The organism is Pseudomonas sp. PDM31, from assembly GCF_019218965.1.
Lineage (GTDB): Bacteria > Pseudomonadota > Gammaproteobacteria > Pseudomonadales > Pseudomonadaceae > Aquipseudomonas.
The window spans coordinates 56,785-82,440 of record NZ_JAHUWS010000010.1; the positions used below are offsets into that span (position 1 = coordinate 56,785).

At 59.4% G+C, this 25,656-nt stretch carries 21 protein-coding genes; 15 read left to right on the plus strand and 6 right to left on the minus strand.

What is annotated here, in order from left to right; translation table 11 throughout:
* The first annotated feature begins 4 nt into the window (after window positions 1-4).
* From KW839_RS19795 to KW839_RS19840, 10 genes are all read left to right on the plus strand, one after another.
* On the plus strand, window positions 5-934 hold the full coding sequence (locus KW839_RS19795; protein ID WP_060540844.1) for an electron transfer flavoprotein subunit alpha/FixB family protein: 930 nt from the start codon (window positions 5-7) through the stop codon (window positions 932-934).
* 200 nt (window positions 935-1,134) lie between these two features.
* The gene (locus KW839_RS19800) at window positions 1,135-1,971 is read left to right on the plus strand and encodes an ABC transporter substrate-binding protein (RefSeq protein WP_060540845.1); all 837 of its coding nucleotides are present in this window, start codon (window positions 1,135-1,137) and stop codon (window positions 1,969-1,971) included.
* A 9-nt stretch (window positions 1,972-1,980) separates the two neighbouring features.
* On the plus strand, window positions 1,981-2,337 hold the full coding sequence (locus KW839_RS19805; RefSeq protein WP_218425255.1) for a DUF4398 domain-containing protein: 357 nt from the start codon (window positions 1,981-1,983) through the stop codon (window positions 2,335-2,337).
* Window positions 2,334-3,146, plus strand: a complete 813-nt coding sequence (locus KW839_RS19810; RefSeq protein WP_060540847.1) for an OmpA family protein — start codon at window positions 2,334-2,336, stop codon at window positions 3,144-3,146. The genes KW839_RS19805 and KW839_RS19810 overlap by 4 nt, the downstream gene beginning before the upstream one ends.
* 200 nt (window positions 3,147-3,346) lie before the next feature.
* Entirely contained in the window at window positions 3,347-4,786 is a 1,440-nt protein-coding gene (locus KW839_RS19815; protein WP_060540848.1) for a PLP-dependent aminotransferase family protein, read from the plus strand.
* Window positions 4,787-4,870: 84 nt separating this feature from the next.
* Window positions 4,871-5,353: a translation initiation factor 2 gene (locus tag KW839_RS19820; protein WP_218425256.1), complete on the plus strand. Its 483-nt coding sequence runs from the start codon at window positions 4,871-4,873 to the stop codon at window positions 5,351-5,353.
* Between the two features lie 165 nt (window positions 5,354-5,518).
* Window positions 5,519-5,773, plus strand: coding sequence for a YkgJ family cysteine cluster protein (locus KW839_RS19825; RefSeq protein ID WP_060540850.1), 255 nt, complete (start codon window positions 5,519-5,521; stop codon window positions 5,771-5,773).
* A 96-nt stretch (window positions 5,774-5,869) separates the two neighbouring features.
* Window positions 5,870-6,475, plus strand: coding sequence for an START domain-containing protein (locus KW839_RS19830; protein WP_060540851.1), 606 nt, complete (start codon window positions 5,870-5,872; stop codon window positions 6,473-6,475).
* Between the two features lie 331 nt (window positions 6,476-6,806).
* A complete protein-coding gene (locus KW839_RS19835) occupies window positions 6,807-8,900 on the plus strand; it encodes an LTA synthase family protein (protein WP_218425257.1) in 2,094 nt (697 codons plus the stop codon).
* A gap of 276 nt (window positions 8,901-9,176) precedes the next feature.
* On the plus strand, window positions 9,177-9,485 hold the full coding sequence (locus KW839_RS19840) for a hypothetical protein (RefSeq protein WP_218425258.1): 309 nt from the start codon (window positions 9,177-9,179) through the stop codon (window positions 9,483-9,485).
* A gap of 80 nt (window positions 9,486-9,565) precedes the next feature.
* On the opposite strand, the gene KW839_RS19845 is transcribed toward KW839_RS19840, so the two are convergent.
* Window positions 9,566-9,724, minus strand: coding sequence for a DUF3309 family protein (locus tag KW839_RS19845; protein WP_170948722.1), 159 nt, complete (start codon window positions 9,722-9,724; stop codon window positions 9,566-9,568).
* Window positions 9,725-10,024: 300 nt separating this feature from the next.
* Here KW839_RS19845 and KW839_RS19850 point away from each other — a divergent pair, with 300 nt between their 5' ends.
* The 3 genes from KW839_RS19850 (at window position 10,025) to csrA (ending at window position 11,561) form a co-directional block, all read left to right on the plus strand.
* Window positions 10,025-10,840: an SDR family oxidoreductase gene (locus KW839_RS19850; RefSeq protein ID WP_060540853.1), complete on the plus strand. Its 816-nt coding sequence runs from the start codon at window positions 10,025-10,027 to the stop codon at window positions 10,838-10,840.
* A gap of 64 nt (window positions 10,841-10,904) precedes the next feature.
* Window positions 10,905-11,237 (plus strand): YnfA family protein, encoded by a 333-nt coding sequence (locus tag KW839_RS19855; protein WP_060540854.1) that lies wholly within the window; start codon window positions 10,905-10,907, stop codon window positions 11,235-11,237.
* A gap of 138 nt (window positions 11,238-11,375) precedes the next feature.
* On the plus strand, window positions 11,376-11,561 hold the full coding sequence (gene csrA / locus KW839_RS19860; protein ID WP_060540855.1) for a carbon storage regulator CsrA: 186 nt from the start codon (window positions 11,376-11,378) through the stop codon (window positions 11,559-11,561).
* A 5-nt stretch (window positions 11,562-11,566) separates the two neighbouring features.
* Here csrA and KW839_RS19865 read toward each other — a convergent pair whose 3' ends face one another.
* From KW839_RS19865 to KW839_RS19880, 4 genes are all read right to left on the minus strand, one after another.
* Window positions 11,567-11,794 carry a YheU family protein gene (locus KW839_RS19865; RefSeq protein ID WP_003199186.1) on the minus strand — a complete coding sequence of 76 codons (228 nt, stop codon included), beginning with the start codon at window positions 11,792-11,794 and terminating at the stop codon, window positions 11,567-11,569.
* 114 nt (window positions 11,795-11,908) lie between these two features.
* On the minus strand, window positions 11,909-13,099 hold the full coding sequence (locus tag KW839_RS19870) for an osmoprotectant NAGGN system M42 family peptidase (protein WP_060540856.1): 1,191 nt from the start codon (window positions 13,097-13,099) through the stop codon (window positions 11,909-11,911).
* Between the two features lie 184 nt (window positions 13,100-13,283).
* Window positions 13,284-15,032, minus strand: a complete 1,749-nt coding sequence (gene ngg / locus KW839_RS19875; RefSeq protein ID WP_218425259.1) for an N-acetylglutaminylglutamine synthetase — start codon at window positions 15,030-15,032, stop codon at window positions 13,284-13,286.
* 3 nt (window positions 15,033-15,035) lie between these two features.
* Complete coding sequence (locus KW839_RS19880) at window positions 15,036-16,808, minus strand: N-acetylglutaminylglutamine amidotransferase (protein WP_218425260.1); 1,773 nt, start codon at window positions 16,806-16,808, stop codon at window positions 15,036-15,038.
* Between the two features lie 295 nt (window positions 16,809-17,103).
* Here KW839_RS19880 and KW839_RS19885 point away from each other — a divergent pair, with 295 nt between their 5' ends.
* Window positions 17,104-21,969, plus strand: coding sequence for an NEL-type E3 ubiquitin ligase domain-containing protein (locus KW839_RS19885; RefSeq protein ID WP_218425261.1), 4,866 nt, complete (start codon window positions 17,104-17,106; stop codon window positions 21,967-21,969).
* Between the two features lie 4 nt (window positions 21,970-21,973).
* Here the strand turns inward: KW839_RS19885 and mnmC are convergent, their stop codons facing one another.
* Window positions 21,974-23,956 carry a bifunctional tRNA (5-methylaminomethyl-2-thiouridine)(34)-methyltransferase MnmD/FAD-dependent 5-carboxymethylaminomethyl-2-thiouridine(34) oxidoreductase MnmC gene (gene mnmC, locus KW839_RS19890; RefSeq protein WP_218425262.1) on the minus strand — a complete coding sequence of 661 codons (1,983 nt, stop codon included), beginning with the start codon at window positions 23,954-23,956 and terminating at the stop codon, window positions 21,974-21,976.
* Between the two features lie 135 nt (window positions 23,957-24,091).
* Between mnmC and pap the strand changes: the two genes are divergently transcribed.
* Entirely contained in the window at window positions 24,092-25,600 is a 1,509-nt protein-coding gene (gene pap, locus KW839_RS19895) for a polyphosphate:AMP phosphotransferase (RefSeq protein ID WP_218425263.1), read from the plus strand.
* Window positions 25,601-25,656 lie beyond the last annotated feature (56 nt).

Genomic DNA, 25,656 nt, shown 5'->3' on the forward strand with positions numbered 1-25,656 from the left:
CGAAATGACAATCTTGGTTATTGCAGAACACGACAACAAAGTGCTGGCCCCGGCCACGCTGAACACCGTTGCCGCCGCCGCCAAAATCGGTGGTGACATCCACGTTCTGGTTGCAGGCCAGGGCGCTGGCGCCGTGGCTGAAGCCGCTGCGCAAGTGGCTGGCGTGAGCAAAGTATTGGTCGCTGATAACGCCGCCTACGCTCACCAACTGCCGGAAAACGTCGCTCCTCTGGTCGCAGAGTTGGGCAATGGCTACAGCCACATCCTGGCTGCCGCCACTTCCAACGGCAAAAACATCCTGCCGCGCGTTGCCGCTGCACTGGACGTTGACCAGATCTCCGAGATCATCTCGGTAGAAAGCGCTGACACCTTCAAGCGCCCGATCTACGCTGGTAACGCCATCGCTACCGTTCAATCGAACGCTGCAGTGAAAGTGATCACCGTGCGTGCCACCGGTTTCGATCCGGTTGCCGCTACCGGTGGTTCGGCGGCTATTGAAGCCGTTGGCGCTGCCCACGACGCTGGTATCTCCAGCTTCGTCGGCGAGGAACTGGCCAAGTCCGATCGTCCGGAACTGACCGCTGCCAAGATCGTCGTTTCGGGCGGTCGCGGCATGCAGAACGGTGACAACTTCAAACACCTGTACGCTCTGGCCGACAAGCTGGGCGCTGCCGTGGGTGCTTCGCGCGCCGCGGTCGACGCAGGTTTCGTACCTAACGACATGCAGGTCGGTCAGACCGGCAAGATCGTTGCTCCACAGCTGTACATCGCCGTCGGTATCTCCGGCGCGATCCAGCACCTGGCCGGCATGAAAGACTCCAAGGTGATCGTCGCGATCAACAAGGACGAAGAAGCGCCGATCTTCCAGGTGGCCGATTACGGCCTGGTGGCGGACCTGTTCGAAGCCATCCCTGAGCTGGAGAAGCTGGTTTAAACCGGCTGCTTCACTTATAAAAGAGCCCGACCGTCTGGTCGGGTTTTTTTTTGTTTTTTTTACCCTGTAGGAGCGAGCAGGCTCGCGATGGACGTCAACGATGACGCGGGGAACCTGGATAAGCGCGGTGCATTTGACACCATCGCGAGCCGGCTCGCGCCTACAGGGGATATAAACGGTCTGAACGGGAGCGTGTTGCTATGGATTTGCGTCGTGTATTTGGCTGGTCATTACTCCTGGGTTTGACGATATTTCCAGCACTGTCCGGTGCAGCAGGCAAGTGCGAACGCCTGGTGGTCACCGGCAGTCCGGATGCGCCACCGTACCTGTGGCAAGACCCGCAGAATCCCAGGCACCTGATCGGTGCCAGCGCCGATCTGTTGCAGCAGGTGGCGGGGGAGTTGGGGATCAAGGTCCAGATGCTGTATGCCGGCAAACGCTCCCAGGCCCTGGACGAAGTGCGCAGCGGACGCATGGACATGCTGGCCGACGCGCCATTGACGGTCAGCGCACTGGAATCGCTGGACTATATTCATCCACCGTTGCTGGAAAACGATTATCTGGTCTGGACTCGCAAAGACTCGTCACTGGTCTACAGCGACGCCCAGGACCTGCACGGTCACCCCGGCGCGCTGTCGGATAAGTCTCGATTGACCTCGCAATTCGGCACTTTCGCCGAGCAGCAATTGACCCTCGCACGTACGCCAAACCTTACCCAAGCCTTTCAGAAATTGCTCTTGGGCGAAGTGGAATTTGTCCTGGCCGGGCGATACTCCGGCATGGCGACTGCACAGACACTGGGCATGGCCAACGACCTTGTTGCGCATCCTCAACCGGTCGACCGGCCGGGCCTGTTCCTGGCGATTTCCCATGACTCGGCCTGCAACGATCCGTGGTTGCGCGGACAGTTGGCCAAAAAGATGACAGAATTGCCCGCGTCCGGACTGACGGAAGCCGTGTTGCAACGCAACATCGAGCTGTGGAAAGCGCAACAACAGACGCCTCGGCAGCTGCCCGCCAGTACCCCAAAACAGTAGGGATTTTTAGTGAGTATTCGACCTCTTTTCGCTGCCATGGCCGTTCTGGCCCTGACGGGTTGTGCAAGCGATCCGGCGCCCAATGAACAGATGCGCCTGACCGAACAGGCACTCGAACAAGCCAGGGCCGTGGGCGCCACCGTAGACGATGTGCCGGAAATGAAACTGGCTGAAGACAAGTTCAAACGTGCCCAGGGCAACATGAACGATCAGTCCTTCAAGAACGCGCGCATGCGCTCCGAGCAGGCCGAACTGGATGCCCGCCTGGCTGAAGCCAAGGTGCTCACGCTCAAGAGTGAAGAGCAGTTGACTCTGCTCAACACCCGCATCACCCGACTGCGCAAGCAAGTGGGAGATGCCCAATGAGCCTAAGGAGCAAAGCCCTCGGCGGTTTGATTGTGGCAGGTTGCGCCAGCCTTTATGGTTGCGCCGGGCAGCGCAGCGAGACCGCCTTGCAGCAGGCCGGTGCCGAATTCCAGACGGTCAAGGAAGATTCCAATGTGCTGCGTATCGCGCCTAAAGACGTGATTCGCGCCGGTGAATCCCTGGCCCGGGCCGATCGTCTGTCCAGCTATTGGGGCAGCGGTTCGGACGTGGTGCACTACGCCTACCTCAGCCAGCGTTACAGCGAGATTGCACGCGAGCACACCAACCAGGTGCTCAACGAAGAGCGCGCGGCGAAGCTAGAACTGGAGCGCCAGCGCCTGCAACTGGCCTTGCGCGAATCCAAGCTGGCCAGCGTGCAGCAGCAAGGCAAATGGCTCGAAGAACAGATTCTCGCCTTGACCACTGCCCAGACTGATCGCGGCCTGGTGATGACCCTGGGCGATATGTTGTTCGATACCGGCGAGGCGGAACTGAAGAGTTCGGCCAATCGGGTGGTGTTGAAGATCGTGCAGTTCCTGCAGCTCAATCCCAAGCGTGTAGTGCGCATCGAAGGCTATACCGACAGCACCGGGGGCAAGCAGGAGAACCTCAAGTTGTCCAAGGCCCGGGCGCAATCGGTGGCGGACGTGTTGATGGATCTGGGTATTGATGACAAGCGAATCCAGGTTGAAGGTTATGGCGATGAATACCCGGTGGATGCCAATGCCACTGAAAGGGGCCGTGCACAGAACCGTCGGGTGGAAATTGTGTTTTCCGACGAACAAGGCCAGCTAGGCGCTGCTCGCTAAGAGTTGCGTCACTGGAAAACCCGGCCTGTCATGCAGCGCCGGGTTTTTTTGTGCCTGGCAAATGTTTCGCAAAACAGTACAGATCTTGCTGACACTGCACTGTATGGTCGACTATTGTGGTAACTGTCCCAGTACACTTCTAAACTGTTCCGGTATTGTTTATACAAGAATAAAATGCCCGTGAAACCGAGTGCTGCGTCATGACCAATCTTTTGCTCTACCAACGTATTGCTCAGCAACTGGCCGAAGACATCCGCCGTGGGGTCTATCAGCCGGGCGAGCGCGTGCCTTCGGTGCGCAAGATGAGTTCGCAGCTGAATGTCAGCCATGCCACGGTATTGCAGGCGTATGCCAACCTCGAGGACCAGGGGCTGATCCGTGCCCGGCCGCAGTCGGGTTACTACGTACACCAGACGCCGGCCCTGACCGCGCCGACGCCCGACATCGCCCGGGTCGAGCGCCCGGGGCTGGTGACCCGCAGCAGCATTATTCAACAAGTACTGGTCGAATCCCGTCGCGAGGGCGTCTTCCCTTTGGGCGCGGCAGTGCCGAGTGTCGATTATCTGCCAGTACGCGCCTTGCATCAGCAATTGGCCAAAGTCACGCGCTTCCATAGCCCGCGGGCGTTCAGCTACATGTTCAGCCCGGGTTTCGAGCCTTTGCGTCGACAAGTGGCGATCCGCATGCGCGACGCCGGTGTGGTGGTCGACCCGTCGGAGGTGGTGATTACCCACGGCTGTGTCGATGCCCTGCAAATGTCATTGCGCGTTCTGACCCGACCGGGCGATCTGATCGCAGCCGAATCACCGACCTATTACGGCTTGCTGCAACTGGCCGATCTGCTGGGCCTGAAGGTCATCGAGATCCCCAGCGATCCAGCCACCGGCATGAGTCTGGAAGCCTTGCAGCTGGCCGCTAACCAATGGTCGATCAAGGCGTTGGTGCTGACCACGCGCCTGAGTAATCCCTTGGGCGGTACCATGCCCGAGGAGCGGCAGAAACAGTTGCTGCGCCTGGCGTCGGATTTCGACATCCAGATCGTCGAGGACGATATTTACGGCGAGTTGATGTTCGAACAGGGGCGTACCAAGTCGCTCAAGGCCTATGACCGGCTGGATCGGGTGATTTATTGCTCCAGCTTCTCCAAAACCCTGTCGCCAGGGGTACGGATCGGCTGGATGATTGCCGGCAAATACCAGCAGGAAATTCAGCGCCTGCAGACCTTCAGTACTCATTCTGCGTGCAGCGTGACCCAGATGGGCATCGCGGCCTATCTGGAAAATGGCGGGTACGACAGGCATTTGCGCTTTATTCGCCAGGAATACCGGAAAAACCTCAGCGCCTTCCAGTTGGCGGTGCAGCAGCACTTCCCGGAAGGCACGCAGATGACCCGGCCCACTGGCGGTTTCATTCTGTGGGTCAGTTTGCCCGGGCGGGTCAATACTCAGGAACTGCACGTGCGCGCATTGCAGCAGGGCATCAGCATTGCGCCGGGGCTGATTTTCAGTAATACCGAACAGTTCAATCACTGTATCCGGCTCAATTGTGGCATTCCATGGAACCGTGAAGCCGAACGTGCATTGATGACCCTGGGCATGCTGGCCACGCAGCTCTGCCAAGAGGTGGCAGCCGGGTTGTAATGGGTATGGGGATGTTTCCCGCGCTTGTCTTGTTGGCGGCAAAGGGTGAGCATATACGCCTCTGCCGTTTGTACCGTTGGGTCCATGAAACAGTTTTTTTCTGTCGCCTGGCTATTGACCTGCCTGTTTGTCAGTGTCCAGTCGGCAACCGTCATTGCCGCTTCTGCGCAGGAAAAACCTGCCAGCGGCAGTCTCCAGGCCGTGCCGAAAAATGATCCGTCGGGGCAAAAAGCCACCGAGGTGAAAAAAACACCTGCGCCGGTGAAAAAGCGCCCGCCCATTGCCGCCAAATCGAAACCGGCCAGTGAGGTCGTGAAAACCGAGATCCCGTCAGCCCACCTGGATCTGCGCCTGCCCAAGGGCATGGTCGACGAGTTGAAGCCGGTCGGCACCGTGCCATTGCCCAAGCGCGAACCCTTGTTGCCACCGATGTTCGGTGACAAGAGCAGCGACAGTCCTTTCCAGCTCAATGGACGATTGCTCAGCAACGAAATGCAGCTGCAATTGCGCAATGAGGAACGCCGGGACGTTGAGGGCGCGGCGCTGGATTTCGAATTCAAACAGTAATCCATCCCGATTCGCGACCCGCAGGGTAGACGCTTTGTCGGAGACTGGCCGGTCACACACCTTTGTGCTGAAAAACCCGCCAGCGGGTAATTTAAAACAACTGTTTTAGCGGGTACTCTGTGTCACCTCTATTAACACATTGCTCGTCGCGAGGAGCTTGTCGTCATGAAATGCCGTGAGGGCTGTGGCGCCTGTTGCATTGCCCCTTCCATCAGTTCACCGATTCCCGGCATGCCCAACGGCAAGGCGGCCGGAGAGCGCTGCCTGCAGTTGTCGGCCGAAAACCTGTGCAATATTTTTGGCCAGCCGGAACGGCCGACGGTGTGTTCGGCGTTCGACGCCGACCCCGAGGTCTGTGGGAGCAGCAGTGAAGAAGCCATCAGGCTGATTGGCTGGTGGGAGCAAATGACGGCGGCGTGATGTGTGGGCTTGCACCTGCGATCACCTGCGAAACACCTGAAGGTGTTCGCCGGTGCAAGCCCAACGAACGGAACTTCAACAATAAGGAATAACACTATGGGTTCGCTGCATCGTATTGCTCTGTTGTGTGGCTTGACGGCTGTGCTGGCCACCTCGGTCGCCCAGGCCGAAGACTGGAAAGTCGCCAAGAACGAAGACGGCATCAAGATCTCCCTGAGTGAAGTGGCCGGGTCCGATTACAAGGCCTACCAGGGCGTGACGTTGATGAAGACCACCATGGCCAAGCTGCGCGCGTTGCAAGAGGATGTGTCGGGAGCCTGCGCCTGGATTCACGAATGTAAAACCCAGAAGCTGCTCAAGCACGAAGGTGATCAGAGCTGGACCTACACCCAGTTCAATACCCCGTGGCCCGTCACTCCCCGCGATTCGGTGATGCACATCACCACCGTCGAAGGCGCCGACGGCAGCCTGACCCGCAAGCTCGAAGGTGTACCCAAGTACCAGCCTGAGGAAAAAGGGTTTGTCCGCGTGGCCAAGGTCGAAGGTTTCTGGAAGTTCGTACCCAAGGGCGATCAGATTGAAGTGACCTATCAGGTGCACACCGAGCCTGGCGGCAGCGTGCCGTCGATGGTGGCCAACAAGTTCGTGGTGGATGCGCCATTCAATACCTTGAAAGCCCTCAAGGAACGCGCCGAGAAGTAACGGCGGGTTTTTTGAACAGGCTTGAGCGGATGCCTCGAATGTTTCGGGGCGTTTTGCATACAGGACTGCGCTTTTATTTTGTTTCCGAATTATTCGTTGCACAGAATTTTCACCAGCCCTCCAAGACAATTCCCCGCGCTCCTGCAATCTGCCGTGCATTCCAGTGACCTGGATGAAAGAACGGCAGGGGAGGGAGTAATCAATGGCAATGCTGCCGTTGATCGTGCAACATTTGTGCTCCGCGCAAACCCCGCAGCCAGGTAATGGCCAAAAGAGGGTAAGGCGCAGCTGTATTTTTGAAACTTCAACTTCCAATGGGTCCTAAAACGACATGGCAATCCCGGACGCCCTGAATCAGCAGCGAGCTTCTAATCGCCTGCTGCAACCGACCGTCAAATCACATCTGGCCTACACGCTGTTGTGTGCCCTGGTCATGATGGTCATGTTCAGCCTGCTGCGCGTCGCGCTGCTGGTCTACAACCGCGAAATGATCCTCGACACACCGGCCTCGACCTTTTTCGAAGCGTTCGCCAACGGCTTGCGTTTCGACCTGCGTCTGGTGGTCTACCTCAGTATCCCGTTGCTGTTGTCGCTGTTCAGCGTCCGGGCCATGGCAGCGCGCGGTTTTTTCCGCTTCTGGCTGACGGTCGTCTCCAGCATCGCGCTATTCCTGGGCCTGATGGAGATGGACTTCTACCGCGAGTTCCACCAGCGCCTCAACGGCCTGGTCTTCCAGTACGTCAAGGAAGATCCGAAAACCGTGATGAGCATGCTCTGGTACGGTTTCCCGGTAGTCCGCTATCTGCTGGCCTGGGTCGTAGGCACCTGGCTGCTGAGCATGGCATTCAAGGGTGCCGACCGTGCGACCCGTCCCCGCGGCCCGTTCAGTGGCGGCAGCATCAGCACACGCCAGGTTGCCCCGTGGTATGCGCGCATCGGCGTGTTCGTGGTTTGCCTGCTGATCTGCGTGGTCGCCGCCCGTGGCACCCTGCGTCAAGGCCCGCCACTGCGCTGGGGTGATGTCTACACCACCGATTCGAACTTCGCCAACCAGTTGGGCCTCAACGGCACACTGTCGCTGGTTGCGGCGGCCAAGAGCCGAATGTCCGAAGATCGCGACAATATCTGGAAGGCCACCCTGCCGCAGCCGCAAGCCCAGCAAGTGGTGCGCGACCTGCTGGTGATGCCGGACGACAAGCTGGTGGATGCCCAGACCGCAGCAGTTCGCCGTGACTACACGCCGCCGGCCGACAAGACCCTGCCGATCAAGAACGTCGTCGTGATCCTGATGGAAAGCATGGCCGGTCACTCGGTGGGCGCACTCGGCGGGCCGGGCAACATCACGCCGTACCTCGACCAGTTGTCCAAGGAAGGCCTGCTGTTCGACCGCTTCTTCTCCAACGGTACCCATACCCACCAGGGTATGTTCGCGACCATGGCCTGCTTCCCGAACCTGCCGGGCTTCGAATACCTGATGCAGACCCCGGAAGGCAGCCACAAGCTGTCCGGCCTGCCTCAGTTGCTCAGCGCCCGTGATTTCGACGATGTGTATGTCTATAACGGCGATTTCGCCTGGGACAACCAGTCGGGTTTCTTCAGCAGCCAGGGCATGACCAACTTCATCGGGCGTAACGATTTCGTCAACCCGGTGTTCTCCGATCCTACCTGGGGTGTGTCCGACCAGGACATGTTTGACCGTGGCCTGGTGGAGCTGAAGAAGCGTGAAGGTGGCAAGCCGTTCTATGCCTTGCTGCAAACCCTGTCCAACCACACGCCATACGCCTTGCCGACGCCATTGCCGGTCGAGCGCGTGACCGATCGTGGCAGCCTGAATGAACACCTTACCGCCATGCGTTACTCCGACTGGGCGCTGGGTCAGTTCTTCGAGAAGGCGCGCAAGGAACCGTACTTCAAGGAAACCCTGTTCGTCATCGTCGGTGACCACGGTTTTGGCAACGAGCGCCAGATCACCGAAATGGACCTGGGCCGCTTCAACGTGCCGATGCTGTTGATCGCCCCGGGCGTTCAGGAAAAGTTCGGTCAACGTGATCATACCGTGGGCACCCAGATCGACATCGTGCCGACCATCATGGGGCGCATTGGTGGTGAAGTTCGTCATCAATGCTGGGGCCGCGACCTGCTCAACCTGCCTGAAGGCGATGTCGGTTTCGGTGTGATCAAACCGTCCGGCAGCGAGCAGACCACGGCCATTCTCACGGCGGACCAGATTCTTGTGCTGCCCAAGGACAAGGACATGGCACCCAAGTTGTATCAGTACGAGTTGGGCGCCACGCCGCGCACCGAGGTCATTGCCGATCCTGCGCGCATAGCCGAGTTGAAACTCAAACTCGAAGCGTTCCTGCAAACGGCGACCAAGAGCTTGCTGGACAACACCGCCGGTGTGGTTGACGGCACGCCCGACTAAGCGTTCCGGCAGCGAGGAGCAAATGGGCTGATACCTGCCCTTCAAGCCTCGCTGCGGATCCCGGGCAGCAAAAAACAGAATCCGATGCCACAGGCATCGGATTTTTTTTATGCGTCGCGGGTGCTCAAGGGCGTAATCGAGGGACCTACCTGTCAGGTTTGACAGTAGACAGCTTTGTGCAAAGTGCGTTTTATGACGCAGCCCAGTGCCTGATTCAGCGTTTGCAAGAGTGACGTTAGAGCGGGCCGCGTAGCAAGGATGAGTGAGGCTTGCGTCATGAATAAGTCTGTCGGGATGGGGCGTGCGCTATGGCTCGTGGTGGCGCTGGGCGCAAATATCGTCCTGTTGGTTTCCTCCATGTCGGAAGTATCACCGGTGCAGCCTCCCTGGTGTCCTGCGCCAGCCCATGAATCAGGCAAGGTCTATGACCAGGTGCAACAAGCAGAGCGCTCCGACCCGCCAATGGAGTGCTGGAGCGATGAATACGATCCGGCGCAATATCCTGACAGTTGGCAGTGGTGTCGGCGCATAACCAGCGAGCCACTTCTGGCAAGCCGGCAAAGATGCCTGAAAAGATCCCGGTGACAAAAAACTTCAAAAAAAATGCCAGTCAGGTTATCTGACTGGCATTGAGTCTTGCGCGCTTGAGTGGGTCTTTTACATCTTCATATCTTGCCGAGCAGTAACAGGATCAGTATCACCACCAATACCACGCCGATAATACCGGACGGGCCATAACCCCAACTTCTGGAGTGCGGAAAGACCGGTAAACCGCCGATCAGTAACAGGATCAGAATGATCAGAAGAATTGTGCCCATGTCTATTTCCTTGTTGAAAGTGTTCGGGAAAGTTTTCGCCTTTTACTGTCAGCAGGAATGAATAAAATTCGCGCTGCCTAAAAATTCCGACTGGTGCGAAGCCAAGAAAATTCCATGTTTTTTTACTGTTTTTCGAAAAACACATTATTTCCTTTTGGCAATTTGAACGGCGCTCTTTCCCATTCAGGGGGGCTGTGGCTATCGCGCAGTTTGCCTGGGCCATTCAGCAATCTGATGGAGCGTGGGTCCGGCAATATCCTTCGCTACACTCGACACATCTTCCCCGGAACAACAAGGCTGTTTGCTATGCAAAATCGCATGATGATCACTGGTGCGGGCTCGGGCCTGGGGCGCGAAATCGCGCTGCGCTGGGCACGTGAAGGCTGGCAGCTGGCCTTGTCGGATGTCAGCGAGCCCGGTTTGCAGGAGACGCTGAAACTGGTTCGCGAAGCCGGCGGCGACGGCTTTGTCCAGCGCTGTGATGTACGTGATTACAGCCAGCTGACAGCGTTTGCCCAGGCCTGTGAAATCAAGCTTGGCGGTATCGATGTCATCGTCAACAATGCCGGCGTGGCCTCGGGCGGGTTCTTCAGCGAACTGTCCCTGGAGGACTGGGACTGGCAGATCGCGATCAACCTGATGGGCGTGGTCAAGGGGTGCAAGGCGTTCTTGCCACTGTTGGAAAAAAGCCAGGGCAAGATCATTAACATCGCGTCGATGGCCGCTCTTATGCAGGGGCCGGCAATGAGTAACTACAACGTGGCCAAGGCCGGTGTGGTGGCGCTGTCGGAAAGCCTGCTGATCGAGCTGGCACATCAGGAAATAGGCGTGCATGTGGTTTGCCCATCGTTCTTCCAGACAAATCTGCTGGATTCCTTCCGCGGCCCGACGCCGGCCATGAAGGCTCAAGTCGGCAAATTGCTGGAAAGTTCACCCATCAGCGCTGCCGATATTGCCGACTACATCTATCAGCAGGTAGCCGCCGGCGAGTTCATGATCCTGCCGCACGAACAGGGACGCATGGCCTGGGCGATCAAGCAGAAAAACCCACAATTGCTGTACAACGAAATGACCGTCATGGCCGACAAAATGCGCGCCAAGGCCAAGCAGACCGCGAGCTGATCTTGCCCGCCGGCAGCGCTGTCGTTAGGGTGGCCGTCATCGGTCATCCTCGCGAGGCGCTTGCATGCTCAACTATCTGTGGTTCTTTCTCGCGGCGCTGTTCGAAATTGCCGGTTGCTTCGCCTTCTGGATGTGGCTGCGTCAGGGTAAAAGTGTGTGGTGGGTGCTGCCGGCGCTGTTCAGCCTGACCTTGTTCGCGCTGTTGCTGACTCGTGTCGAGGCGACCTATGCCGGTCGGGCCTATGCCGCTTACGGTGGCATCTACATCATCGCTTCGATCGGCTGGCTGGCACTGGTCGAACGCATTCGTCCGCTGGGTTCGGACTGGCTCGGCATGGCGCTGTGTGTGATCGGGGCGGGCATCATCCTGTTCGGACCGCGGTTCTCTGCGTCCTGACTCAACCTTCGTGTCAGATCTTTCCTTCAGAGGGGCGAGTCATCGTTGTAGGGAAGGACTGATTTGCTGCCGTTGCATTGTAGGGACGCCGCACACGGGGCATCTTCAAGGGCCGGTAACCCCTGAAGGACACAGACAATGCTCGTACTCACCCGCGTTGTAGGCGAAGTGATTTCCATCGGCGACAACATTTCCTTGCGCGTTCTCGCTGTAAACGGCAATAGCATCCGTTTTGGCGTCGAAGCGCCTCGAGACGTCAGTGTGCACCGCTCCGAGATTTACGATCGCATCCAGGCCAAGCTGGCGAAAACCAAGGAGGGCTGAGATTGTCAGTCGAACAGGTGCTTGGGCACATCATGCTTGAGCATCAGCTGGCACTGCTCGCTTTCCGGGTCGAAAACAATCAGTGCCTGGCCTTTGGTCAACGCCTGGCGCACGCGTAGCACGCGGGTTTCCAGTGGTGTGTCATCACCATTGTCGGTGCCGTCACGGGTCACGAAGTCCTCGATCAGGCGGGTCAGGGTGTCGACTTCAAGTTGGTCGTGGGGGATCAGCATAGGCACCTCGCTAAACAATCGCGCGATGCTACGGCGAAAGCCCCATGACGGCTACCCAAGATTCCCCAAGCACCTGCACAGGTGTTGTGTTTATTCAGTCAGCGGTTGGGTCATTCAGTTATCTGACCGCTGCCCTACCAGGCTGTCCACGGGCGGCACCCGCGTGTCGCTTTCCATCTGCGTGTCATGTTCGAGCTGATGACTGAACCGATCCAGTGATCCCTTGGCCGGTTGTGCATCGCTGGCGAACACCGGCGGGCTGAGAATGTAGGCGCCGAGCAGGCGGCTCAGGGCTGCGAGACTGTCGATGTGGGTGCGCTCGTAGCCATGGGTGGCGTCGCAGCCGAAGGCGAGCAGGGCGGTGCGTATGTCATGGCCGGCGGTGACTGCCGAGTGCGCATCGCTGAAGTAATAGCGGAACAGGTCGCGACGCGCCGGCAATTCGTTGTCACTGGCCAGGCGCAGCAGGTGCCGCGACAAGTGATAGTCATAGGGGCCGCCGGAGTCCTGCATGGCAACGCTCACCGCGTGTTCACTGGAGTGTTGGCCGGGCGCGACCGGCGCGATGTCGATGCCGACGAACTCGCTGACGTCCCAAGGCAGTGCAGCCGCTGCGCCACTGCCGGTTTCCTCGGTGATGGTGAACAGTGGGTGACAGTCGATCATTAGCTCTTCACCGCTGTCGACGATGGCCTTGAGCGCCGCCAGCAGCGCTGCCACACCGGCTTTGTCGTCCAGGTGACGGGCGCTGATATGACCGCTTTCGGTGAACTCCGGCAAAGGATCAAAGGCGACGAAATCGCCGACACTGATGCCCAGGGAATCGCAATCGGCGCGGGTGGCGCAATAGGCGTCCAGGCGCAGTTCGATGTGATCCCAACTGATCGGCATTTCATCGACGGCGGTATTGAACGCATGCCCGGAAGCCATCAGCGGCAACACGCTGCCACGGATCACGCCATTATCGGTAAACAGACTGACCCGACTGCCCTCGGCAAAGCGGCTCGACCAGCAACCGACCGGGGCGAGTGTCAGGCGCCCGTTGTCCTTGACCGCGCGTACCGCCGCGCCGATGGTGTCGAGGTGGGCGGAAACGGCGCGATCGGGGCTGTTTTTCTTGCCCTTGAGCGTGGCGCGGATGGTGCCGCGGCGGGTCATTTCAAAAGGAATGCCCAGCTCTTCCAGGCGTTCGGCGACGTAGCGCACGATGGTGTCGGTGAACCCGGTCGGGCTGGGGATGGCGAGCATTTCCAGCAGGACTTTTTGCAGGTAGGCAAGATCGGGTTCGGGAATATTATGGGTCATGGAAACTCCTGATGAGTTGAGGCCACCGATGGTTTCGATGAGGTGAATCTTTGTCGTCCGGACTGGCCCTTCGCGGGCAAGCCCGCTCTCACAGGTTTCAGCGGTGGACACAAAATTTGTGCGCGGCGCCGATCACTGTGGGAGCGGGCTTGCCCGCGAAGGGGCCAATCCGGACACCACACAACTACAAAACCGCTGGCTGGCTATGGGGAAACAACAAATCCACAAACCGCTCCGCCGTCGGCTGCGGTTCGTGGTTGGCCAGCCCGGCGCGCTCGTTGGCTTCGATAAACACATACTCCGGCTGATCGGCGGCTGGCACCAGCAGGTCGAGACCCACCACGGGAATGTCCAGCGCCCGCGCTGCGCGTATCGCCGCGTCCGCCAGGGCCGGATGGAGGATCGCCGTCACGTCCTCAAGAATCCCGCCGGTATGCAGATTGGCCGTACGCCTTACGAACAGATGCTCACCGGCCGCGAGGATGCTGCTGTAGTCGTACCCGGCCGCATGCAAGGTGCGCTGGGTTTCATGATCCAGCGCGATTGTGCTTTCGCCGCCGGTAGCCGCCTGGCGCCGCCGGCTCTGGGCTTCAATCAGGGCGCCGATGGTGTGTTGGCCATCGCCGATCACTTCGGCCGGTCGACGAATCGCTGCGGCGACCACTTCAAAGCCGATCACCACAATCCGCAGGTCGAGGCCTTCGTGGAAGCTTTCCAGCAGCACATGGCTGTCGAACCCTTGGGCAGCGTCGATGGCTTGCTGGACCTCCTCGATGGTTTTCAGATCCACCGCCACCCCTTGTCCCTGTTCGCCATCCAGCGGCTTGACGACCACGCGCTGGTGCTCGTCAAGGAACGCCAGGTTATCGTCGGCGTTACCTGCCAGTTGCTGGCTTGGCAGGTTCAGGCCCGCGGCCTTGAGCACCTTGTGGGTCAGGCTCTTGTCCTGGCACAGGCTCATGCTGATGGCGCTGGTCAGATCGCTGAGGGATTCGCGGCAGCGCACCCGGCGCCCGCCATGGCTGAGGGTAAACATTCCGGCTTCGGCGTCATCGACCTGCACATCGATACCGCGCCGATGAGCTTCCTCGACGATGATCCGCGCATAGGGATTGAACTCCGCTTCAGGGCCCGGCCCCAGAAACAGTGGCTGGTTGATGCCGTTCTTGCGCTTGATGGCGAAGGTCGACAGGTTGCGAAAACCAAGCTTGGCGTACAGGCTTTTCGCCTGGCGGTTGTCGTGCAGTACGGAGAGGTCTAGATAGGCCAGGCCGCGACTCATGAAATGCTCGATCAAATGCCGCACCAGCACTTCACCGACACCCGGCCGAGCACACTGCGGGTCGACCGCCAGGCACCACAGGCTACTGCCGTTTTCCGGATCGTTGAACGCTTTGTGATGATTGAGCCCCATGACGCTGCCGATGACCGCGCCGCTGTCTTCGTCTTCGGCCAGCCAGTACACCGGGCCGCCCGCGTGTCGCGGGGTGAGCAGGGTGGCATCGATAGGTAGCATGCCGCGCGCCTGGTATAGATGATTGACCGCCTGCCAGTCTGCTTCGCTTTGTGCACGGCGAATGCGGAACCCGCGAAACACCCGGGTCGCCTGACGGTAATCAGTGAACCACAGGCGCAAGGTGTCGGACGGGTCGAGGAACAGTTGGGCCGGCTCCAGCCCCAGCACTTGCTGCGGCGCGGCGACATACAAGGCAATGTCGCGTTCGCCGGGCTGTTCGTTGAGCAGTTCCAGGGCCAGGCTCGCCGCGTCTGCGAAGGTATGGCCAATCAGCAGCCGGCCCCAACCGCAATGCACGGCAATCGGCGCCGCGCCGAGTTCACTGCCGTCTTCGGCCAGGCGCGCCTGCAGGCGCTCGTAGGAGGGTGTCTGGCCGCGCAACAGGCGTTGGTTGATAGCCGTGGCGTGAGGTTTCATTGATCAGATTCCTTGTTCACTGAGCCACAGATTGAGGGCCGCCAGTTGCCACAGCTTCGAGCCACGCAACGGCGTCAATTGACCTTGCGGATCGGTCAGCAGACGGTCGAGCATGGCCGGCTTGAACAGGCCGCGATCCTGGCTCGGATCGAGCAGGAGTTCACGCACCCAATCCAGGGTGTCGCCCTGCAGATGCTTGAGACCCGGCACCGGGAAGTAACCTTTTTTGCGGTCGATGACTTCACTCGGAATCACCAGGCGAGCGGCTTCCTTCAGGACTTGCTTGCCACCGTCCGGCAGCTTGAATTTGCCCGGCACCCGCGCCGACAACTCCACCAGCCGGTAATCGAGAAACGGCGTGCGCGCTTCCAGGCCCCAGGCCATGGTCATGTTATCGACGCGTTTGACCGGGTCATCCACCAGCATCACCGTGCTGTCCAGACGCAAGGCCTTGTCTACCGCGGCGTCGGCACCTGGTTGGGCGAAATGCTCTTTGACGAAGTCGCCAGCGGCGTCATTGGCCATCAGCCATTTCGGCTGCACGGTGGCGGCGTATTCGTCGTAACTGCGGTCGAAAAACGCTTCGCGGTACGCCGCGTACGGATCGCTGGCACCGTCCACCTGGGGATACCAGTGGTAACCGGCGAATAGCTCGTCCGCACCTTGGCCGCTTTGCACCACCTTGCAGTGTTTGGCCACTTCCCGGGACAACAGGTAGAAGGCGATGCAGTCATGGCTGACCATCGGTTCGCTCATGGCGCGGAACGCCGCCGGCAATTGCTCGATGATTTCTTTTTCGTCGATGCGCAGTTGGTGATGCCGGGTGCCGTAGTGTCTGGCGATCAGGTCCGAATACTGGAACTCGTCACCGCGCTCGCCACCGGCATCCTGGAAGCCGATGGAAAAGGTCGACAGGTTGTCCACGCCGACTTCGCGCAACAGGCCCACGAGCAAGCTGGAGTCGACGCCGCCCGACAACAGTACGCCGACATCCACCGCCGCCCGTTGGCGGATGGCTACCGCGTCGCGGGTGCTGTCGAGCACGCGGTCGCGCCAGTCTTCGAGGGTCAGATTCATCTCGTCGGCATGTGGGCCGTAGGGCAGGGTCCACCAGGTTTTCTGTTCGGTACGGCCGTCGGCTTCAATGCGCATCCAGGTGGCTGGCGGCAGCTTTTCGATACCTGCCAGCAGGGTGCGTGGTGCCGGAACCACCGCGTGGAAATTCAGATAATGATTGAGGGCCACCGGATCAAGGATCGGGTTGATATCGCCGCCCTTGAGCAGCGCCGGCAGCGCCGAGGCAAAGCGCAAGCGCTGGCCGGTGCGTGACAGGTACAGCGGCTTGACGCCGAGCCGGTCGCGGGCGATGAACAGGCGCTGGGCATCGCGCTCCCAGATGGCAAAGGCAAACATGCCGTTGAGTCTGGGCAGCAACGCTTCGCCCCAGGCGTGATAACCCTTTAGCAACACTTCGGTGTCACCACCGGAATAGAAGGCATAACCGAGCGCTTCAAGCTCGGCGCGCAGTTCCGGGAAGTTGTAGATCGCCCCGTTGAAGGCCAGGGACAAGCCCAGTTGGTTGTCGATCATCGGCTGCGCCGAGCCGTCCGACAGGTCCATGATTTTCAGGCGCCGGTGGCCCAGGGCGATCGGTCCCTGGCTGTGAAAGCCCCAGGCGTCGGGGCCACGAGGGGCCAGGTGATGGGTGATTCGTTCAACTGCCGCGAGGTCGGCAGGTTGATGATCAAAACGTAACTCGCCAGCTAATCCGCACATAAATTCCTTACCGGTTTTTCCGTTGGGGAGGGTCAATCGCTGCCACGCCAAAACGGCGGGCACTCAGAAACTGACCCGGCTGATTGCTCGGAGTTTTATATCGATCGGTTATAAGCAGCTGTGACGGACGAATGGCAGGCAATGCTCAAACGAGTGTTGAAGTGGCGGTAAATAATGCTGCGATGCATGGGAATAGTTGCTTGGATGCGCGCGAATCGGACCCGGTATTCGAATTATTCATCGGCGTTCGCAAGCATTAGGCTGACAGATTCTGGACGCAATAAGGACATTGCACATGCTGCCTACCGCAATCACGGCACCCGCTGTCGTTACAGTCACTTCCGAACAACGCCTTGAGGCTTTACTGCTCCATACGGCTGACCTGGACAAAGCCCAAGCTCTACAGCAATCCATTCCCCAGTGGCTGATCGCGGCCGACCTGAGCGTGGTGCAGGGCCTGAAGACCGCGCTGGAACAGAGTCAGCCTTGTTACACCAAGGCCACGCAAGTACTCGCAAGACTCAAACCGCTGGATGAGTTCTGCAAGCAGGAACTGACGAGTAAGCTCAAGGAAAAGTGGAGCACCGAGGTCGACGTCGAGCGTGACACCCTGGAGATCATCAAATCGAAGTTTAACTCGACAGGGCTGGCTCCTATCGGTTTCCTGGAAGGGACCACCACCACATCCCGCAGTCTGCTTCAGGCTGCAATGGAGAACTTCACATCCGCGGAAACCAGGACTGGAGGCATCCCCACGCAGTCGTTGATAAAAATCAACGATCAGCCCCAGTCAGGCTCGCAAATCACCCCGGGCAATTTCGCCACGCTTTGCCGTGAGCTTGATCTCGGTACCCGCTACCAGACTCACATCAATGACGTTCTGAAACTGCCGGCCAAACCTGTCGCAGATGCCCCCGTCGATGTTCGCGCGTCCACCAGCGATATCCGGCAACTGAAGCTGCTGGACATGCAAGTCGCTGCTCATATCGCCTACCTGAAAAAGCACATCAGCAAAGATGCGTACACCATGCTGTTGAGTGTGATCGAACAGAATCTCCCGGCGGCGCAATGCACAGAGGCGCGCTTTGATGGCGCTGCGGTGATCTGGCAAGGCTTGACGGTTCACGACTGCTGCATTTGTAGCGCGCTGATATTCAGCAAGGCGTCGATCGATACCGCCCCCTTGGCCAAGTGTGTTGTGTATATGCCGAACGAACCCCGGCGCCCCTTGTATGAGTACCCCTCTCTGAAGGATTTCAACGACTATCTCGAGCTCCACTTGCAAAGCAAGAGTTACAAAAAACACTTTGTCGAGCATTACCTTCCTGGTCCGGACAAGAGCGATTTCTTCACTCATTTCAACAAAGACCGCAAGTTAGGCACGCTCGTCGCCATGCCTGTCGACACTGGCGTGGCAGACTTTTTGTTCAGTGCGTTTCTCAGCAAAACCCAGAAGGACGCGCGCAACCTTGCCGTACCGACGGCGGATGTCGATGAGCAGCAACGGGAAAAAAATATCCAGGCATTGCTGGATGCAGGCTTGTTACTGCTCAATGCCGCCGCGTTTTTTGTGCCGGTGATTGGTCAGGTGATGTTGACGGCGGCGGTGGTCGAAATCGTCAGTGAAGTCTATGAAGGTGTGCAGGACTGGTCGCACGGCGAGCATCATCAAGCACTGTCGCATCTGCTCAATGTGGTGGAAAGCCTCGCGCAAATGGCTGCCTTTGCGGCAGGCGGCAAGATCGTTTCGGCAGCCATCAGCAAAGGCGTGAAAGAACAGGCGGCATTCTTCGACGGCTTCGAGGCAGTGACCCGCGCTGATGGTAAAGCGAGGCTTTGGAAGCCGGACCTTGAGCCCTATCGGCAAGCCTCGACGCAGGCCGCGGACTTGCAGGCGGATTCGCAGGGCATCTACCGCGATGGCGAGCTCACATCGATCAGCCTGGATGGGGCCAGCTACCGCGTTTCCCGCAATGCTGCGCAGCAGACATGGCAGATCAACCATCCCGGGCACTCGGACAGATTCCAGCCAGCCATCGAAAGAACCTTGGAAGGCGGCTGGCGGCATGCCTACGAGCATGCCCATGAATGGCCTGACGGCGCTTACGCGCTGCGGCGTACGGCTCCGCGCCTGAGCGATCTGGGTGACGATCTGACGGCGATTGCCGACATCACTGGAATGTCACCCGCCAGCTTGCACCGTTTGCACGAAAGCAACCTCAATCTGCCGCAGCGGTTCAATGATTGCGTCGAGCGTTTCAGGCTGAACCGCAGAGTCAACGCGGTAATCAGTGCCATGGAGCAGGGCGAGACCGCGAACACGGACTATGTGCAGGAGCAATTGCAGACCTTGCCAAGGTTGCCTGGCTGGCCAGCGGAGCGCTTCATTGAAGTGCTCGGAGAAGGAGAAGGAGAAGGAGAAGGAGAAGGAGAAGGAGAAGGAGAAGGAGAGGCGAAAGGGAATGTCTCACGCTTTCCGCAAACCGCGTCAGCGGTTGATAAGGTTAACTGCCTGGAGGTTACCCAGGCGGAACTTGACTCGGGTCGGTTGCTCGATAGGGTCATCAGTGACCTGCACGAGAATGACGTCGAAGCGCTGATCGGCACAGCGCAGACCGCCACAAAATCGCAACTGTTGGCCGGGAAAATCGCTGCGCACCTCAAAAGTGATCGCCAGCCATTGCTCGATTGGCTCTATAGCGCCCATGACGGCACCGCCACCGGTGACGTCGCTACGCTACGCGAACAGTTCCCTGACCTTCCCAACCGGGTCAGTCAGGAGTTGCTCGATAATGCCTCTGCCCGAGATCGCACCTTTCTCAAAGAACGCAGGATCGGGTTGGACCTGGCGCAACAGGCCCGGGAGACCCAGTTCGCAATCAGGCAGGATCGAGCACTTGCCGGATTGCACCAGCCACAATTGGCAAATGCCGACACTGACAATCTGGCCCTGAGATTGATGGATCAGTTGCAGGGCTGGGATGACGATCTGCGCCTGGAAGTACGCCAGGACTCGGAAAGTGGCACGCTGCTGGACCGCGTGGGCAAAGAAGGGGCGTCACAGCGCAAAATCATCGTCAAAACCTCCGGCGGCTACCAGGTCACCTCAATCGATGGTGCTTCGTCGCAGAGCAAAACATCCAGGCACCTGGTTGAGTCGATCTACCATGCATTGCCACAAAGCCAGCGCACGCGCATGTCCTTCACGGGCGTCGACACCGTGGATATCCACACGCAGCGCTCACGATTGTTTGCGGCCGCCGCTCGTGACCCTCAGCGTACCGGCAAGCTGCTGCGCAATGAGCGCAGTGAGGTCGCGCAACACCTTACCGGGTGTACCCAGGCGGATCCGCCCGCTGCGGGTTCTTACGCAAGAGCACTGGTTCGCAAAGTCAGAAAACTATACCCCACGTTCACTGATGCCCAGGTGTCCGCCTTTCTCGATGAGGCGGGCAGCGATATGACGTCACGGGTAACCCGGCTCAAGGAGCTCAAGCAGCAGCTCAAGGCCTTCCTCAAGGGGCTGTACGCGTGGCGCGACGATGAGGTGCAAATGGCCAAATTGCCGGGGCAGCTCAATGATATTCGGGTCGGCCGACGCCATGTGGCCAATGCCATCGAAAATTGCTGGCGCCGTGTAACGCCGCCGCGCTGGCCGCAAGACCCGGCGCTGACCACGCTCAAGCTTGAGGGCGAACCGGTAGGGCAACTGCCGACACTGACCGAGCAGGATGTCGCCCATGTGCGCATCCTTTCCATCAAGGATATGCAAGCGGGCGATGAACTGGCGTACTTCCTCAAGCCTTTCAAAAACCTGACCCGACTGGATCTGGACCGCAACAAGCTCACGCGATTGCCCGAAGCGCTCTCGCACATGCCGGCGCTGCAGCACTTGAGTCTGGATGGCAATCAGGTGGCACTGACCGAGCACACGCTGCGCAAGCTGGCCGATATGCGCGAGCTGCGTACCTTGAGGCTTACCGGCAACCGTCTGGGGGCCACGCTCGATGTTGGTAAAATGTTCAATTTGCAGGCGCTGTACCTGAACGATACCTATGCCACGGAGTTTCCCTTGGGGATAGGTAGTCTGCCCAATCTGGACATGGTGGACTTGCGTGGCAACGAGATTCGGGAACTGCCGCAGTGGGTGTTTCAACTCCCGGATCGAGTCGCCCAGGCCATCAACCTTCGTCTGAACCCATTGTCCACCGCAAGTCGAGCGAGTCTGACCACCCATAGAGACGCCACGGGCCAGGGGATGGGGTTCATCGCTAATGATGAGGCAATGATCAATGAACAAAGGGCCAGAGACTTGTGGATACCAAAATCGACCGAAGAACTTTATGCCAGTCGTAACCGCACGTGGCTCGCGCTGAAAAATGAACCCGCTGCCGGTGAGTTCTTTCGACTGCTGGCACAGGTCGCAGGCACGGCGGATACCCGCCATGTACGCGAAGACATGACTCGCCGGGTATGGACTGTGATCGACGCCGCTCAGGCCGATTCGGCTCTACGCGAGCAATTGCTGCCGATGGCCATGAGGGCCAACTGCTCCGATTCGGCGGCCATCATTTTCAGTAAACTTGAAGTGGCCGTCGAAGTCGACAAGGTGGTTCGCCAGGCCGTCAACGCTCACGACAGGGCGGCTCGCTTGTTGCAACTGGGTAGACGCCTGTTTCGCCAGGACTATCTCTCCAAAATAGCCAAGGAGGAGTTCACGGCCGATCCCAAGCTTGATCCGGTTGAGGTGGAGCTGGCTTATCTTACCGGTCTGGCCGAAAGGCTCGACCTGATCGGTCAGCCCAAACATATGAGGTATGCATCGCTTGCCGGTGTCACCCCGGCGAAACTCGATGCGGCGTATAACCGGGTCGTCAGCGCTGAGCTCGCGCCAGGGCTGGTGGAGTTCCTGAGCAAGCGCCCGTTCTGGAGCGACTTTTTGCGTGAACACCACCCCAGGCAATTCACCGATGCCGCCACACCCTTCCACCCCCGTGTGCAAACGGCCTTCGAAAATCAGGAAACGCTTGGAGAAAATTATCGCAAGAAGGTCGACGGCATCATGGCAGAGATGCAAAAAGCTGAATCACAGTTGCTGCAAAAATTGACCCGGGAGGCTATCAAGGCCGAGGACTTGAAGACCTGCTTCGCCCTGGATTGAGCCTTCAGGACTTGCCGCGGATCAAGCGTCGCAAGGCAAAACGGTTGGGGTGACAGGCCTCTGCCACGGCCCTTGGCAGTGGCAGAGGCTCATCATCAAGCCACGCAGCCAGCAGTTCGCCGGATAATGGCGCGGTAATCAACCCTCGCGAGCCGTGACCGCTGTTGACGTACAGGCCATTGAGCCACGGGCAAGGGGTGTCCGGGGTTTGCCGGGCATCCTTGCTCAGGGCTTTATAGACGTCTGCAAATTCCGAGCTGTCTGCCAACGGACCGACAATCGGCAGGTAATCGGGGCTGGTACAGCGAAACGCTGCACGGCCTTCGAGCGCTTCGGGTTGCAGGTTCGCGGCACCGAGGCGTTGGAGCAGGTCGAGGGAAATTTCCTCGAGCATCTTCAGATTGCCTTCGTGTTCGGCGGCAGTCGGTGTCAGGTCGTCATTGTTGAAGTCAAAACTTGCGCCCAAGGTGTGTTCGCCCAGCCGGGCCGGGGCGACATAGCCCTCGGCACAGACCACGGTGCTCAGGCTCTGGCTGGCAGAGGTCTGGGACAAGCGGGTGATCTGTCCGCGAATGCGTTTGAGTGGCAGATCGCGACTGAAGGAAAACCGCTTGATCTCGGCGGCACCGGCCAGCACCACCACCGGGGCCTCGGCGAGGAGCCTGTCTCCTTCCCAGGCCTGCCATTTTCCGTTTGTCTGGCGCAACTCGAGTACATCGTGGTGGGTCAACAGCTGGATGTTCGGGTGTGCGGCTTGCCATTGGCACAACGCGGGGGGATGCACCCAACCGCCTTCGGGATAGAACAGCCCTCCCGATTGCAAATGGACGCCGGCGCGGATTTCGGCGTGTTCCCGATCGAGCACCTGCAGCAGATCGTCGGGAAACGCCGCCGCCAATTGCGCCTGACGCTCGGCTTCCTTGGCATTGAAAGCCAGTTGCAAAACACCGCAAGCGTCCCAGTCGACCCCGCGTTGCAGGGACTCCAGCAGACGACGGGTGTAGCCGAAGCCGCTGACGATCAATTGCGACAAGGCCGTGCCGTGGGCGGACAGCTTGAGATACAAAACACCCTGCGGATTGCCCGACGCTTCCCGGGCGAGGGCGTCGTGACGCTCCAGCAGACTGACCTGCCAGCCCCGTGCGGCGAAACTGGCGGCGCTGGCGCATCCGGCCAGGCCAGCACCGATTACCAATGCACGACGCTCACCGGCCAAGGGAGCGGGGCGGGCGAACCAGGGTTTGGCCTGTGCCGGTGGCGCTACATCCAGCGGCCAACCGAGGAACTCACCGCGCAGGATTTCCCATTTGTGGCCGATACCCGGCGTGCGTTTCATCTTGAAACCGGCAGCGTTGAGCAAGCGGCGTACCCAACCGGTGCTGGTAAAGGTGCTGATGGTCGAGCCTGGGGCGGCGAGACGTGCCAGTTCGGCAAACAGTTCGGCGGTCCACATGTCCGGGTTTTTCGCCGGGGCGAAGCCGTCGAGGAACCAGGCGTCGATTCGTGCGTCCAGTTGCGGCAGTTGTTCAAGGGCATCGCCGATCAGCAGGGTCAGGGTGACGCGGCCGTTGGCCAGGGTCAGACGCTGAAAGCCCTGATGGATCGCTACGTACTGCGCGAGCAATTGATCGGCAAACACCTTGAGTTCCGGCCACAGCGCTAGGGCGCGTTGCAGGTCGGCGGGGCTCAGCGGGTATTTCTCGACGCTGACAAAGTGCAGTCGCGCACCGGACGCTGCGTGTTGCTCGAAAACCTGCCAGGCACACAGGAAATTCAGCCCCGTGCCGAAACCCGTTTCGCCGATGACCAGGCGCCCGCCCTGCGTCAGGGCGGCGAAGCGTTCCGCCAGACGGTTCTGCTCGATGAACACGTAGCGTGTTTCGTCCAGCCCCGACTTATCGGAGAAATACACATCGTCGAACACTCGCGAATACGGGCGACCTTGGTCGTCCCAGTCGAGCTGGGCGTGGGGCAGTACAGGTTTCATGACAGGCTCGGCAACGGCAAGAGCGCCATTCTAGCTGATCGGTGTGCTGCCCAAGGTCGCGATCTTTTGACCTTTTTGCTCAACCGTGACTCTTTATCTCCGCTAGTCTTGCTCACATCTGGAAGGGAGTTACCCATGTTTGAGTCTGCCGAAATCGATCACGCCATCGACAAAGAAACCTATGACGCCGAAGTACCGGCGCTGCGCGAAGCGCTGCTCGAAGCGCAGTTCGAGTTGCAGCAGCAGCGGCGGTTTCCGGTGATCATTTTGATCAATGGTATCGAAGGCGCCGGCAAGGGTGAGACGATCAAGTTGCTCAATGAGTGGATGGACCCACGCTTGATCGAGGTCCGCACCTTCGATCAGCAAACCGATGAAGAACTGGCGCGACCAGCGGCCTGGCGCTACTGGCGGATGTTGCCGGCCAAGGGCCGCATGGGGATTTTCTTCGGCAACTGGTACAGCCAGATGTTGCAGGGGCGGGTGCATGGCGAGTTCAAGGACCCGCGACTCGATCAGGCCATCAACGCCGCCGAGCGCCTGGAGAAGATGTTGTGTGACGAAGGCGCGCTGATCTTCAAATTCTGGTTCCACCTCTCGAAGAAGCAAATGAAGGCGCGTCTCAAGGCCTTGGCCGACGACCCGTTGCACAGCTGGCGCATCAGCCCGCTGGACTGGCAACAATCGCAAACCTACGACAAATTCGTGAAATACGGCGAGCGTGTCTTGCGCCGTACCAGCCGTGACTACGCACCCTGGCATGTGATCGCCGGGATGGATGCGCACTATCGAAGCCTGGCGGTGGGCAGGATACTGTTCGAGGGCCTGCAGCAAGCACTGAAACGGCCCCGGGTTCACCCGGAGAAAGTCAGCGCCGCCCCGGTAGTTCCCAGTGTCGATCAAGTGAACCTGCTCGACAGCCTGGACCTGACCCTGCGCCTGGAAAAGCAGGATTACGAGCAACAGTTGATCACCGAGCAGGCGCGGCTTTCCAGGTTGATGCGTGACAAGCGCATGCGCCGCCACGCGCTGATGGCCGTGTTCGAAGGCAACGACGCCGCAGGCAAGGGTGGGGCGATTCGCCGGGTGGCGGCGGCACTGGACCCACGTCAGTACAGTATCGTGCCGATCGCCGCGCCCACTGAAGAAGAGCGCGCGCAGCCGTATCTGTGGCGTTTCTGGCGGCACATTCCGGCGCGGAGCAAGTTCACCGTGTTCGACCGCTCCTGGTATGGCCGGGTGCTGGTGGAACGTATCGAAGGTTTTTGCAGCGCGGCGGACTGGTTGCGTGCATACAGTGAAATCAACGATTTCGAAGAACAGCTGGAGGAGGCCGGGGTAATCGTCGTGAAGTTCTGGCTGGCCATCGACAAACAGACCCAACTGGAACGTTTTCAGGAACGCGAGGAAATTCCCTTCAAACGCTTCAAGATCACCGAAGACGACTGGCGCAACCGCGACAAATGGGACGACTACCGCGCAGCGGTCGGTGACATGGTCGATCGCACCAGCACGGAAATCTCGCCGTGGACGCTGATCGAGGCAAATGACAAGCGCTGGGCGCGGGTCAAGGTTCTGCGCACCATCAACCAGGCGCTGGAAGAGGCCTTCGAAAAATCCGACAAGCACAAAGGCCGCAAGTGAACCGATGGTTACGCATACGCGGGGTGAATGATTGTCGCGGTCGGTGAAGGGCTGGA